Source organism: Microcoleus sp. MOSTC5, assembly GCF_036701825.1.
Classification (GTDB): Bacteria; Cyanobacteriota; Cyanobacteriia; order Cyanobacteriales; family Microcoleaceae; genus Microcoleus; species Microcoleus asticus.
Map to the genome: position 1 here is coordinate 128,982 of NZ_JAUBRK010000006.1, position 13,071 is coordinate 142,052.

11 protein-coding genes are annotated in these 13,071 nt (G+C 46.6%); 8 read left to right on the forward strand and 3 right to left on the reverse strand.

Features of this window, described 5'->3' with window-relative positions; translation table 11 throughout:
* Positions 1 to 122: 122 nt before the first annotated feature.
* Entirely contained in the window at positions 123 to 737 is a 615-nt protein-coding gene (locus QUA54_RS04465) for a thylakoid membrane photosystem I accumulation factor (RefSeq protein ID WP_333413537.1), read from the reverse strand.
* Between the two features lie 447 nt (positions 738 to 1,184).
* Here QUA54_RS04465 and QUA54_RS04470 point away from each other — a divergent pair, with 447 nt between their 5' ends.
* A complete protein-coding gene (locus QUA54_RS04470; RefSeq protein WP_333413538.1) occupies positions 1,185 to 2,087 on the forward strand; it encodes an undecaprenyl-diphosphate phosphatase in 903 nt (300 codons plus the stop codon).
* Between the two features lie 432 nt (positions 2,088 to 2,519).
* On the opposite strand, the gene QUA54_RS04475 is transcribed toward QUA54_RS04470, so the two are convergent.
* On the reverse strand, positions 2,520 to 3,878 hold the full coding sequence (locus tag QUA54_RS04475) for a tetratricopeptide repeat protein (protein ID WP_333413539.1): 1,359 nt from the start codon (positions 3,876 to 3,878) through the stop codon (positions 2,520 to 2,522).
* 74 nt (positions 3,879 to 3,952) lie between these two features.
* On the opposite strand from QUA54_RS04475, the gene QUA54_RS04480 reads away from it, so the two are divergent.
* The 6 genes from QUA54_RS04480 (at position 3,953) to QUA54_RS04505 (ending at position 12,626) form a co-directional block, all read left to right on the forward strand.
* On the forward strand, positions 3,953 to 4,288 hold the full coding sequence (locus QUA54_RS04480; protein WP_333413540.1) for a hypothetical protein: 336 nt from the start codon (positions 3,953 to 3,955) through the stop codon (positions 4,286 to 4,288).
* A 142-nt stretch (positions 4,289 to 4,430) separates the two neighbouring features.
* Positions 4,431 to 5,201, forward strand: coding sequence for a class I SAM-dependent methyltransferase (locus QUA54_RS04485; RefSeq protein ID WP_333413541.1), 771 nt, complete (start codon positions 4,431 to 4,433; stop codon positions 5,199 to 5,201).
* 478 nt (positions 5,202 to 5,679) lie between these two features.
* Positions 5,680 to 8,238: a sigma 54-interacting transcriptional regulator gene (locus QUA54_RS04490; protein ID WP_333413542.1), complete on the forward strand. Its 2,559-nt coding sequence runs from the start codon at positions 5,680 to 5,682 to the stop codon at positions 8,236 to 8,238.
* 521 nt (positions 8,239 to 8,759) lie between these two features.
* Positions 8,760 to 10,145 carry a TIGR03279 family radical SAM protein gene (locus QUA54_RS04495; RefSeq protein WP_333413543.1) on the forward strand — a complete coding sequence of 462 codons (1,386 nt, stop codon included), beginning with the start codon at positions 8,760 to 8,762 and terminating at the stop codon, positions 10,143 to 10,145.
* Between the two features lie 141 nt (positions 10,146 to 10,286).
* On the forward strand, positions 10,287 to 12,182 hold the full coding sequence (locus QUA54_RS04500) for a TolC family protein (RefSeq protein WP_333413544.1): 1,896 nt from the start codon (positions 10,287 to 10,289) through the stop codon (positions 12,180 to 12,182).
* Positions 12,183 to 12,329: 147 nt separating this feature from the next.
* Positions 12,330 to 12,626 carry a 2Fe-2S iron-sulfur cluster-binding protein gene (locus tag QUA54_RS04505; protein WP_333192449.1) on the forward strand — a complete coding sequence of 99 codons (297 nt, stop codon included), beginning with the start codon at positions 12,330 to 12,332 and terminating at the stop codon, positions 12,624 to 12,626.
* 153 nt (positions 12,627 to 12,779) lie between these two features.
* On the opposite strand, the gene QUA54_RS04510 is transcribed toward QUA54_RS04505, so the two are convergent.
* Positions 12,780 to 12,905 carry a hypothetical protein gene (locus QUA54_RS04510; RefSeq protein ID WP_333413545.1) on the reverse strand — a complete coding sequence of 42 codons (126 nt, stop codon included), beginning with the start codon at positions 12,903 to 12,905 and terminating at the stop codon, positions 12,780 to 12,782.
* Positions 12,906 to 12,929: 24 nt separating this feature from the next.
* On the opposite strand from QUA54_RS04510, the gene psbM reads away from it, so the two are divergent.
* Complete coding sequence (gene psbM, locus QUA54_RS04515) at positions 12,930 to 13,043, forward strand: photosystem II reaction center protein PsbM (RefSeq protein WP_015177760.1); 114 nt, start codon at positions 12,930 to 12,932, stop codon at positions 13,041 to 13,043.
* Positions 13,044 to 13,071 lie beyond the last annotated feature (28 nt).

Below are 13,071 nucleotides of genomic sequence, written 5' to 3' on the forward strand. Positions count from 1 at the left end.
GTTATATTAAATCCGGTACTATGGGAATTAATGTTACATACAATCAGGAGACGGCAGCGCAGTTTTTATACAATTAATCCGGGTAGGAACACGGCAGTGCCGTGTCCTCTTATTGCAATATTTTACTTCGTCGACAATTCGACGTTAAGTTCGTTCACGACACGGCGTTTGCGCGGGAGTGATTTTTCTCTGGGCAGCAAGTCAAATACTTTCCGAAAAGCATCATCTACCTGTTCAAAGGGTATTTGTCCTTTCTCGTTAAAAACTACTTTTCCCGATTGGTCTAGAATGACAGTTTGAGGTACGTAACCTTCGTAGTAATGGCTCGGTTCGGTGAGTTTCGGTGACGGTTGCGGAGGCAAAGAGTCAACTGTTATAGGCATAAAATCGGCTTCGCGGCCGTAAAATTCCTGGAGTTGAGAGACGACGATCGCGTATTGCTTGGAGTCGCTGCTGTCGTCAGTGTAAAACACTAACAATACGGGTTTATTGCGTTTGAAAGAATCTGTGAGTTTGACTTTAGGAGGAACTAGGGAACCGTTGCCGGCGTAGAGGGCAAAGATTGTACCGTCATAGCGATCGTCTGTGAGAGTTGCGAAGGCTGGTGGCGTGCCGGTTAGCAGTATCAAGCTAAGTGCGATCGCCACTGTTAAAAGACTGGCTGACAAGATTCGCCGCAGCAAGCCCAGGCCAGAAGCAGCAGTAACAATTGATTTTTTTTTGTCAGGAAGTATCATAGGTTGTTGGCAGTTGCTGTATGCTGGCGAAATCCGATGCAAAAACTTTGATAATTTTATCACCCCAATGTAGGCAAATGTTGTTGAGTAGGTTAAAGTAGTTTCGGATCGACTATCATATTTTGCTTGTTGTAGCGATCGACACGGTGATTCTACTGACCGAAGAGAACTAGGGCGGGCTGGAAGTGTCCGCGCCACAATAAAATTTATTTTTGGTGGGGTGGGCTTCTAGCTTCCCAGAAGAGTGCAAGATCTTAGAGGATGTTTTAAAAGGGTCGTTTGACCTCATAGTTGGCACAAAGAAGCATCTAAGTACGGGCCCAAACCTTGATTTATCGTCTCAGTTAAGCCCAATCATCAGGGCTAAATTATACCTGACCAGACTTTTAAAACATCCTCTTAAATTCAACTGATTACTAGAAACTGATAACTGGGAATTCACAACTAATGATAGCTTTGCTTGAGGCACTCCTCGCCCAAACGCCCGCGGCTGATGTTGCCGGGCCCGCTCAAATCAATCTGGTGCAGGCGATTGTTTTAGGAATTGTACAAGGATTAACAGAGTTTTTGCCCATCAGCAGCAGCGCTCATTTGAAGGTAGTGCCGATCGCCCTAGGATGGGGCGATCCGGGGGTTGCTTATACTGCTGTTATTCAGTTGGGCAGCATTGTTGCAGTGCTTTGGTATTTCTGGAAAGACTTGACAAATATAACTTTTGGTGCTGTAGATGCCCTGGTGCGGCGCGACTACAAATCGCAAGAGTTTCGGATCGCATTGGGAATTGTTTTGGGAACAATACCTATAGTCTTTTTTGGGCTGCTAATCAAGGCATTGGTTCCAGATTTTGACAAGTCGCCACTCAGAAGTTTAGCCAGCATCGCGATTGCTTCGATAGTCATGTCGCTGCTGTTAGCAATAGCAGAAAAAACTGGCAGGCGCTCGCGCCCTTTTGAAAAGTTAACTGTCCCAGACGGCATTTTGATGGGATTAGCTGAAGCAATTGCATTGATTCCGGGGTGTTCGCGATCGGGTTCTACCCTAACAGCAGGATTGTTTATGGGATTAGAAAGACCCGCGGCCGCGCGGTTTTCTTTTTTATTGGGAATTCCGGCCATTACTCTGGCTGGATTAGTGGAATTGAAGGGTGCTTTGGGAGAAGGAATCGGCGATGCTGGAGTTGCAGCTTTTATAGTGGGAACGATTTCGGCATTTGTGTTTTCTTATTTGTCTATCGCGTGGCTGATGAAGTTCCTGCAAACTCAAAATACGTGGGTGTTTGTGTGGTATCGGCTGGCATTTGGCGTCGCCATTTTGACCGCTCTTGCAGGTGGGGCAGTGAACAATATTTAAAAAGTAAATCCGAGAGCAGTAGGAGCGACATAAGTCGCTCTGAACTCGGTAGAATTAAGAACTAGAACGCCGAATTACAAAATTATTATGAATGAAAGAAAGTCGGAAACCTCAACAGCCAGAGAATCTATTCATGCAGTCTAAAATAAACTTAGATCGGACGATTTAGATAAAATGTGCGCGCGTGCCGTTAAAGAGGAAGGCGAACGATTTGTCTGACCCCTTTTTTTCGTGAATTTGAGCTTACCACTTTTCTTTTATTTACACAGCTCATTCAGACGGGCTAGAGTAACAAAAAATACAAAAAAATTTAAACTATCTGATGCTGATAATGTTTAATTAGATCCTCAAATTTTTAAAGAAGTCGGGACTCTGGGTATTCTATTTTTTAGCGATTAGTAGTGCGATCGACCTTTGGGGAGTTTTTGCAGTTTATTGAAGTTTCCTCAGATTGTTAATGGCTTTTTCATAGTTACTCTGATCGCCTTGCTGCTGAAATAAATCTGCTGCTTTCTGAAAGTCTTGAATCGCCCCGGGTTTGTCTCCCTCTTTAGCGCGGGCAAGTCCCCGGCTCAAATAAGCACCGGCTAAGTTAGGATCGATTCGCAAAGCTGCGTTGTAATCGGCTACAGCACTTTGCGTGTCTCCTAAACGAAAGCGGGTAACGCCCCGGTTTAAGTAGGCACCGGCAAAGTTAGGATTAATTTGCAAAGCTGCGTTGTAATCGGCTACAGCACCCTGGCTGTCTCCTAAATCATCGCGGGCATTCCCCCGGTTGATGTACGCTTGCGCATATTTAGGATTGATTCGCAAAGCTTCGTTAAAATCGGCAAGTGCACCCTGGTTGTCTCCTGAAACATAACGGATATTCCCCCGGTGGTAATAAGCAAGAGCATCGTTAGGATTAATTTGTAAAACTTGGTTGAAATCCGCGATCGCACCTTCCTTGTCTCCTAAACTATAGCGGGCAAGTCCCCGGTTGCCGTAGGCTTGGGATAAGTTAGGATTAATTCGCACAGCTTCGTTGAAATCCGCTACAGCACCCTCGCTGTCTCCTAATTGAGAGCGCACCATTCCCCGGTTGTTGTAGGCAGAGGCATAGTTAGGATTAATTCGCAAAGCTTCGGTGTAATCGGCTACAGCACCCTTGTTGTCTCCCAAACGATAGCGGGTAACTCCCCGGTTGTAGTAGGCTGAGGTATCGTTGGGATTAATTCGTAAAGCTGCGTTGTAATCGGCGAGTGCACCTTGGCTGTCTCCTGAGTCATCGCGGGCATTTCCCCGGCTGATGTAGGCTTCTACATAGTTAGGATTAATTCGCAAAGCTTCGTTGAAATCGGCTACAGCACCCTTATTGTCTCCTAAAATATAGCGGGCATTTCCCCGGTTGTTGTAGGCTTCTGCATAATTAGGATTAAGCGCGATGGCTTGAGTGTAAGCGGCTATAGCGCCTTGATAATCTCCTTTTTCATATTTTTCCTCACCCTGAATAAAGAAATCCTCAGCTTTGGGCGCAGCCGCCGCAGACGCACTGCGAATCTTTACCCCTACATCCACTTGAGCTGATGCTAATAATCTCAAACTGGTATTAATCGGAATCCCCTGATTGAAAACTGGTTCTCCGTTCAGAATCCCAGTGCTAATATATTTGAGAGTACCGTTGCACAAAAAGCTATGATTCCCCGCACGGCTGGGTTGACAAAAGAGCGCTGTTGTGCTGGCAGAAACAACTAACCCTGTCAGGAGTCCCTTCAAAATTTTGAGTTTCATAAATACATATTTTTGATACATATTCTCTCACAGCTCAGATTAATTCACAACCCAGAACTGAGCCTGATTGTAAAGGCGATCGACTTTAGCAAACTATGTCAATACCGAAAAAAGGAACAAGAAAAATAATTGTTGATGGGCAGCCTTTCATCTGGCTAATCCGAAGACAAGCTACTTATACGCAATCATGCTACGCTGGCGGAAATATTCATGTTGGTGTCGAACACGCTGAAAAACAGGGTTCGGTGTTAGTTATCCTCACCGATCGACCTCATCCTCAATGTTTGGTGGATATTAACGAAGTGAAACCAGTAACACCCTCTGATGCAGCACAATGGATAGGGCAAGCGGTGCGACTCGGATGGCAGCCTCGGCGATCGGGAATCACTTTTAATGTGCAGATTGCAGGACTGTTTATGGAAAAAATATAATGCTGTTTATTCAGTAACCACACAAGTCAATTCTGTTAAAGACAATTCACTCGCCTAGGATGAATTTAGCGATCGCCCGATCGCCAAATTCAGCCTAGACAAGTTAAACTGTAAACATTCTCCGCTAGCCACATCCTAAACTATGACCGCACATCAGGAATCCATCATCGACCAGTTCACTCGTCAGGCAATTCCATTCTCTAAATTGTACGCTCACACAAATCAAGAGTCTCTGTACCTGCTCATAGAAATGGCGAGTGTTTCTGACAAAGACACAGTTCTAGATGTTGCTTGCGGCCCGGGTATTGTTGCTTGTGCTTTTGCTGCGGTTTCCAGTCGCGTTATTGGCATTGATTTAACACCAGCAATGATCGCACAAGCCCAGATTTTGGCACAGCAAAAAAACTTGACTAATCTCTCATGGCAGGAAGGCGATATCGAGATGCTACCATTTGCGGATGATAGTTTTTCCATTGTTCTGAGTCGTTACGCTTTCCATCATTTTTTGCGGCCAGATGTTGTGTTGTCGGAGATGGTTCGCGTGTGTCGTCCGGGCGGTCGAATTCTGATTGCTGATGTTGCGATGCCACCGGATAAAGTGAATGCTTATGACCGGATTGAGAAGTTGCGCGATCCATCTCATACTCGCGCCTTGACTCTGGAAGAGTTGCCCCAATTAGTCGCGAATGCCAATCTTCAAAATATCAACTTGGCATTTTACAAGGTAGAATTAGAGCTTGAACAGCAGTTAGCTGCTTCTTTCCCAAATCCCGGCGATGACAATAAGGTGCGACAAATTTTTAGAGAGGATATTGGTGTTGACAATCTGGGGGTTGGCGCACATGAACGAGGAAATGAAGTTCATTATGCGGTTCCGATCGCTGTGATTGTTGGCGAGAAAGCAAAGCTATAGTTAGCGGGAAATGGAATTAGGTAATGCCGATCGCAATTCAAGTGCTGCTGCTAATTCCTATAATGTGCGTCAAGCCAAGCTCCCGATCGCGATCGGCTAAAGTTTCCTTCATTCTTATGGCAATTTAAAAGTGTATAATTAAGTCTACTATGACAGGGAACTGCAATGACTATTCTTAAACCCCGTTATAAGCTGTTCAGCATTTAAATCACGTTCGCCAAATAATCAAAAGTGAGTAACAATTAAAAATCGAAAATTTTAAATGGAGGATTCACTATGACTGCACAAATTTAACAAGCTATCGATATTGGGCGTTGCTTAATCAGGGTATGAAAAAAGTAACTTGAAAATCCCGAAGTTTTGTGGATACTGGTTTCTCTGACTTGCATATTGAGCCAGTCATACCTTAAATCAGCAACGCCCAAAAATATATATCCTACACCAACCACCACGATTCGGCTTTCGCCGACACTAAGCGATGTCTACCGAAACATTAGTTAACTGGCTCGAATCGAGCACCGAATTAGGCATATTATCCCGCGAGATTTTACAGGCGATCGCGGGTGAAATGGAGATGACAACTTTTCCCCCTGGATTTCGAGTGGTAATAGAAGATACGCCCGTCACTAATCTCTATATCCTAGAACGAGGACAAGCCGATCGATACCACCGCAAACAACCGGGTTTAATGTGGGGGAGTAGTTTATTACCGGGGGCGATCGTCAATTTATCGGCCCTTCAACGATCGCAACCTGCGGATAGTCGAATTATTGCTCGGACAGAGTGTCAATTTTGGGTAATTAGTGCCGATCGCTGGCGTGGTTTGCTAGCAAGATATCCACGGATCGCCGAAGCCTACGCTCAACGTTTGGCGGCGAAATTAGAGCAGCTAGAAGCAGAAATTGCCTACGAACGAGAGCGTCAAAATGCCCTCCGCAGCTATCTAGTACCTAGGGCGAAACGAGGAGTCATTGGCAATAGTCGTTATGCAGTGAAATTGCGCCAACAAATTCGCACGGCATCGAGTGACAGCCGCTCGGTATTAATCTCTGGCGAACCTGGTTTAGAAAAAGATAATTTAGCTGCTTTAATTCATTTCGGTTCCCATCGCCGCAACGAGCCAATTATTCAGATTAAAAGTGCTTTACTTCAGAGCAATGGAGCAGAATTATTCGGGCGGTTGGGCGGCAAACCGGGGCTGTTGGAATGGTTGGGAGAAGGGACGTTAATTTTAAATGACGTGCAAGAATTACCCGCTCAATTATGCCCCCAAATTCAGCAATTATTAACCGAGGGAACCTATACGCCAGTTGTCAAGGAAGGACAAATACCGCGACCACCGCGTTCTAGTAAGGCCCGGATAATTTTAATCTCAGAAATTGTGCAGCCCAAGCTAGATAAGCTGACACAACACAAGATTAAAGTCCCATCCTTGCGGGTGCGAAAAACAGATTTAGAGGCACAAGTCAACTATTATCTCAATATCATTGGTCGCAAAAAGAAATTAGTCAAGCCCAAAGTTACACCGGAAGCAATTCGCCGCTTACAAGCCTACGATTTTCCAGGTAATTTGCAGGAATTGCAGGGAATGGTCGATCGCGCCTTAGTTCAAGCACAGGGGAGTAAGGTATTAACTGAAGAAGTGTTTTGGGCCCAGGCAGCGAAGAAACAAAAGTTTCGGGTGAATTTATTAAATATTTATCCAAAATTTCGGCAATTTTTACGGAGCGATTGGTATCCAGATCGCGTGAATTATTGGTTTACCACCTGGGTGTTTGCATTGGTGGTAATTATCCTGTTTGTTGCTCCCCAAGATCGACAACATAATTTTGCCCTAAATATCTTTTGGGCGTGGTGGTGGCCGTTAATTTTATTATTATTCCCCATCATCGGGCGATTGTGGTGTGCTTTTTGCCCTTTTATGATTTATGGGGAAATCGTCCAAAAACTATCGCTAAAAATTTTCCCTCGAACTCTCAATAAATGGCCGCGCCAACGAGCCGAAAAATGGGGTGGCTGGCTTCTATTTGGACTATTTACTCTGATATTTCTGTGGGAAGAGTTGTGGAATTTAGAAAATACCGCCTATTTATCCAGTTGTTTGTTGTTGCTCATCACCGCCGGAGCGGTAATTTTTTCCCTAATCTTCGAGAGGCGATTTTGGTGTCGTTATTTATGCCCGATCGGGGGAATGAATGGATTATTTGCTAAACTCTCAATTATCGAACTGCGCGCCCAACAAGGAACCTGCGCGGCGGAATGCAGCACCTACCAATGTTACAAAGGCGGCCCCGGCTTGGGGGAAGGATTAACTACTAATGGCTGTCCGATCTATTCCCATCCCGCCCAATTAACCGATAATAAAGATTGCGTGTTGTGCATGACTTGCTTGAAAGCTTGTCCGCATCGATCGGTAGAATTAAATCTGCGCCCTCCCGGCATCGAATTATGGACTACCCACGTTCCTCACAGTTATGAAGTTGCCCTGTTATTTCTATTATTAGGCGGTATTTATCTGCATCGCTTGCCGGAGATAAATAGTTGGTTGGGGCTGGGCATCAATTTAGAGCAATTTTTACCTCATTTAGGACTGTCGATCGCAGTGTTAATTATCCCGCCGATGATTCCCCTAATTGCCTACGCAATCATGCAGGCAATTTATCGATTGGGACAAGCAGAAACCATGCCATTTACAACCTACAAACCCCTCTCATTTGTCTCTCTCGCCTACGGTTATTTACCCTTAGTCTGGGGCGGTAGTTTGGCTCACTATTGGCGATTGGGTTTGCAGGAAGGCGGTCGAGTGATTCCTGTAGCTTTTGCCACTTTCGGACAAATTAGAGACGATTTACCGAGTTTTATTGGCGATCCAGCGGTGATTAGTTTCTTGCAAGGTTTAACTTTGATTGTATCATTATTAGTTACAATATTTGTGACTCAACAAATTGCCAAGCGCTCAATTAAATCTTTGATTCCACAACATTTAGCGAGTTTGTGCCTGATGCTGAGTTTGTGGTATGCGATCGTAGGAACCTGAGAGTGAGTAGGCGCGATATATTATTATTCCCGTGCAAAGCAGGACGATAATCAGCACAGATAGAGGACGCGGCACTGCCGTGTCCCTACCTCGCTCCATCGTTCTTACGGTGTACTTCATCAACATGGAATCTGCTGTATGTTACGCTCCTCTACTTTTAGTTTTGAGTTTTTTCTGACAATTTAAGATCGGACTTCGTGCTGACAGGTACAGGAAAACACCATTACAAAGATGCCACAGGAAATGAGTCCCACTTGACAAGAAAGGGCAAATTGCCCGATCGACAGTACGGAATGCAAGGGCTAATAGGAATAAACCTGTTGCTGCTAATAAAATGAATGGTTCGCGCTTTTGCTGTGGATAGTGATACAGTCCTAGTCCGATTCAGCTTTTTAAACTAAACTAAACCTGTATAATTGAGACAGGTGAATGGAAGATAGTACGAGGGTTATATTTACACATGAAAACCTCAAAAAACTCTGTAAAGAACTCAATTTCACCCAATAATTAATCCCGAACTTATGAGCGACTTATCAATCCGGCCCGCCCTGATCACCAAAGTTATCCCCGACAGCATCTGCGCCGAAATCGGATTTGAACCAGGAGACTCAATCGTCGCCGTCAACGGTCAAAAACCCCGCGACTTGATCGACTATCAATTCCTGTGCGCCGATGAATTTCTTGAACTAGAAGTTTTAGATGCCAAAGGCAAAAGTCACAAGTTAGAAATAGAAAAAGATTATGACGAAGACTTGGGAGTGGAATTTGAAACAGCTCTCTTCGATGGACTAATTCAGTGCAACAACCGCTGCCCTTTTTGCTTTATCGACCAGCAGCCTCCGGGAAAGCGCGAAACTTTGTATCTAAAAGATGATGACTACCGCCTCAGCTTTCTTTACGGTAGCTATCTCACTCTCACAAATCTGACTCAAAAAGAGTGGGACAGAATCGAACAAATGCGGCTTTCTCCTCTCTATGTTTCGGTGCACGCTACCGAACCGGAAGTGCGAATTAGGCTGTTAAAAAATCTCCGCGCTGGCAAGATTTTAGAACAAATCAAATGGTTTCAAGAACGCCGCTTGCAAATTCACGCTCAAGTAGTTGTTTGTCCCGGTATTAATGATAGCGAACATTTAGAACGCACTTTGTTAGATTTGGCAAAGTTTCATACCGGAAATAATCCCGCTGTAGCATCGGTGGCTGTAGTGCCCGTGGGTTTAACTCGCTTTCGCCCAGCGGAAGATGAACTGATCGCAGTTACTGCGGAAAAAGCGCGAGAAGTAATCGAGCAAGTGCAGAAAATTCAAGTGCTTTTGAGTAAAGGAAAGGGCGGCCCAAAGGCGAAAAAGCAGAATTCAAAATCGCGCTGTATTTGGCTGGCTGACGAGTGGTTTTTAATAGCTGGTTTAGATTTGCCGTCGGCTGCTGATTACGAAGATTATCCCCAAATTGGTAACGGTGTGGGTTCAATCCGCCAGTTTATCCAGCAGTTTGAAACGGCTTTTGAGAAGCTGCAACCGATGCAAGTCGAGCCTGCGCGAAAGTTGGTTTGGGTGGTGGGGAATGCTGTAGAAAAAGCTTTTGAGCCGATCGTACAACAACTAAACCAAATTCCCGGCTTGTCCGTCAACATGGCAGCACTGTGCAGCCGCTACTGGGGACAAACTATCACTGTCACGGGTTTGCTCACCGGGCAAGATTTGCTGGAAGCTTTGCAGGGGCGAGACTTGGGAGATGGCATCCTGCTGCCGTCGGTGATGCTAAAACAGGGGGAACCTCGTTTTCTCGACGACATGACTCTCGAACAGCTCGCCAGCTTGCTGAAAACCCGGATTTTGCCGGTTAGCGGAGTAGAGGAACTAATCTCGGCGGCGATCGGTCTGGCAACTGCTGAAGTTAAATTCTAAATTTTGAATCGAACATTCAAAAGTTAAGATGAGTATGGTAATTGTGACTTGTAACCGTCGAGTTCAGGCTACAGACTAGAAACTTGAGACCTCAATCTTGCTCTAAAATTGTCTCTAGGATTGCAGAGTAATTAAAAAATTATGCGTGTTTTTCGTCAAATCATCGTAGTCGGAGTGGGCGCTGCAATTACTTTCAGCAACGCCGCACAGAGTGCTTCAGCACAGCCTCCGGCTCAATCTCAGGACAGTTTAGCCCTTAGCAATCAGCTCGAATTAGGGCAGAATGTTCGATCGACCTCGAACGCAGCGCCAGAATCAGCCTCAGATCCCGAACAGTCGATCGCCCTTAACCCGCCAACCTCCGAGTCTCAGCAGCAAGGGGGAGCGAAGATCGCATCAACTCCCCCAACCAAGCCCGAGCAAGCATCAAAGCCTCAACAGGCTGCTCCGGCTTCCCCATCAACTCTGTCTCAGGCAGGTTCGACACCTATAAGAGGTTTGGGACCGACAGACGCTCAGCAGCCTTCCCCGAGCCCTCTCAACAATGTTCCTGTGCCGAGTTCCCCGGTACAAATTATCCGGGGCACTCCGAACGAAAGTTTCCCCCCTCTCACTCCGAGGGGCATTTTAGACACCAACCCTCCGGCTTCCCTGGAACCCAACCCGAATCCGCTGCTGTTTCCGACAAACCCCGAGGATGTCAGGATCGAGCAAACAGAGTCAATTACCTTGCAGCAGGCGATCGACCTCGCCCGCCGCAACAGCCAAGTTTTGCAAATCGCCGGACAGCAAGTGGAACAAAGCAGATCCGCTTTGCGCGAACAGCAAGCTGCTCTGTATCCCGACCTGAATTTTCAAATGGACGCCAGCCGTTCTGTGAGTGCCGGCGGAGAACTCGGAATCCGGGCGACGCAGCGCCAGTTCAACTCTCGGGCTAACGGAACCGGGCAGCCCCCCCTCCAAGCCGGCACAAATTTCGGCAGCAACAGTCTCAACAGCACTTTGCAGTTGAGCTACAACATCGATTTGTTCGGAGGCAGGAACGCTAACATCCGCGCGGCAGAGGAACAGTTGCGCCTTCGGGAACTGGATGTGGAACGCCAAGCCGAGCAACTCCGCTTCGACACTGCTGAGGCTTACTACACCTTGCAAAACGCGGACGGACAAGTTGCCATCCGCCAAGCTTCGGTCAGAAATGCCCAGCAAAGTTTGCGGGATGCCGAAGCTTTGGAACGGGCCGGGGTGGGAACCCGGTTTGCTGTGTTGCAGGCTCAGGCAAATTTGGCTAACGAAGTGCAACAACTGTCAGTTGCCCGTCGCGATCAGCGAGTTGCCCAGCGGCGTCTGGCTGAGATTTTGAATATCAGCCAGTCGGCGAACTTGACAGCGGCTGACCCGGTAGAGCAAGCGGGCTCTTGGAGGCTGTCTTTGGAAGAGAGTATCGTGCAGGCTTTTAGGAATCGCCCCGAGTTGGAACAGCAGTTGGTGCAGAGGGATATCAGCAAGCAGCAGAGGCGATCGATTCAGGCGGGGCGTTTGCCTCAACTGAGCGTTGGGGGTAGTTACAACGTACTGGGACAAGACCCTGATAACCCGAACCCGTATGCTGCTCGCGGCTGGGCAGACGGGTATTCGATCCGGGCGAGTCTGACTTGGAGTATCTTCGACGGGGGCGCGGCGAACGCCAGGGCGAGACAGCGGGATGCTGAGATTACGATCGCCGAAAGTCGATTCGACCAACTCCGCAACCAGGTGCGTCGGGAAGTGGAACAAGCTTATTTTGGCTTGGAGTCGAGTTTTGAGAATATCGAAACTTCTGAGGCGGGAGTTTTGCAGTCAAGGGAAGCTCTGCGTCTGGCGAGACTGCGGTTTCAAGCTGGCGTGGGTACTCAGACGGATGTGATTCAGGCAGAAACTGATTTGACTAGGGCTGAGAGAAACCGCTTGTCAGCAATTGTCACCTACAACCTGGGGCTTTCGTCTCTTCAGCGGGCTGTGAGCAATCTTCCCACTAATAACCTCTCGGATGCTCCTTGAGATTGGGTTGGGACAATTCCCTACCCGATAGCTACGCACGCGCGTCCTTTAATCACCAAGGCAATTAGACATCGGGTATTAAACGTCCGACACATTAGTTAATATTTTGTAAGAGAGTTCCATGTCAACTGCGTTAAGGAATCGGCAATGGCCAATATCAAGTTTGTGAAGGAAAATCAGGAAGTCATCGCAGCAGACGGAGCGAATTTGAGGCTCAAAGCTCTAGAAAACCGCATCGATTTGTACACGTTTTCGGGAAAGATGATGAATTGCGGGGGCATAGGTCAATGCGGCACCTGCATTGTGGAAATTGTCGAGGGAAGTGAAAATCTGTCGCCCCGCACTGATTTTGAAAACCGCAAGCTCAAGAAAAAGCCCGAAAACTATCGGTTGGCTTGTCAAGCTACGGTCAACGGCGAGGTCAGCGTGAAGACTAAGCCGTGACTCTCAGAAGGCACAACGCTGAACGCTAGGGATGCTAGAGATGCAGAAGGAAAGAAAAATGCAAAATGCAAGAATTTTGTTTTTTTTTCCTATTTCACTGTATAATTACGCCTTTTTCTAGCTTAGGAAAAGAAACTTGGTTTCTACGACAAATTAAAGATTGGGCAGCGAGGCATCCAGGCAGAAACCGGGTTTCGACGCTTGTCCGCAAGCTCTCCTTCTGTCTTCGAGTTTGCCTTTTGCCTTTGAGTGATATCCTAGTTGTGTGTGTTTTTCCATTTTCCGATAGAGGCGAGCGTCTTCATGGAAGTTAACGATTTAGGGTTTGTGGCAACCATTCTTTTTGTATTGGTTCCCAGTGTTTTTCTAATCATTCTGTACATTCAAACAGCTAGCCGTCAAGGTAGAAAAGATTAGCAACTGCTGCTATTTCTGTCTGCCTTTG

Bases quoted from the DNA above. Each gene is read 5' to 3' on its own strand.
- QUA54_RS04465 (WP_333413537.1), bottom strand. From the start codon at position 737: ATGATACTTCCTGACAAAAAAAAATCAATTGTTACTGCTGCTTCTGGC.
- QUA54_RS04470 (WP_333413538.1), top strand. From the start codon at position 1,185: ATGATAGCTTTGCTTGAGGCACTCCTCGCCCAAACGCCCGCGGCTGAT.
- QUA54_RS04475 (WP_333413539.1), bottom strand. From the start codon at position 3,878: ATGTATCAAAAATATGTATTTATGAAACTCAAAATTTTGAAGGGACTC.
- QUA54_RS04480 (WP_333413540.1), top strand. From the start codon at position 3,953: ATGTCAATACCGAAAAAAGGAACAAGAAAAATAATTGTTGATGGGCAG.
- QUA54_RS04485 (WP_333413541.1), top strand. From the start codon at position 4,431: ATGACCGCACATCAGGAATCCATCATCGACCAGTTCACTCGTCAGGCA.
- QUA54_RS04490 (WP_333413542.1), top strand. From the start codon at position 5,680: ATGTCTACCGAAACATTAGTTAACTGGCTCGAATCGAGCACCGAATTA.
- QUA54_RS04495 (WP_333413543.1), top strand. From the start codon at position 8,760: ATGAGCGACTTATCAATCCGGCCCGCCCTGATCACCAAAGTTATCCCC.
- QUA54_RS04500 (WP_333413544.1), top strand. From the start codon at position 10,287: ATGCGTGTTTTTCGTCAAATCATCGTAGTCGGAGTGGGCGCTGCAATT.
- QUA54_RS04505 (WP_333192449.1), top strand. From the start codon at position 12,330: ATGGCCAATATCAAGTTTGTGAAGGAAAATCAGGAAGTCATCGCAGCA.
- QUA54_RS04510 (WP_333413545.1), bottom strand. From the start codon at position 12,905: ATGGAAAAACACACACAACTAGGATATCACTCAAAGGCAAAAGGCAAA.
- psbM (WP_015177760.1), top strand. From the start codon at position 12,930: ATGGAAGTTAACGATTTAGGGTTTGTGGCAACCATTCTTTTTGTATTG.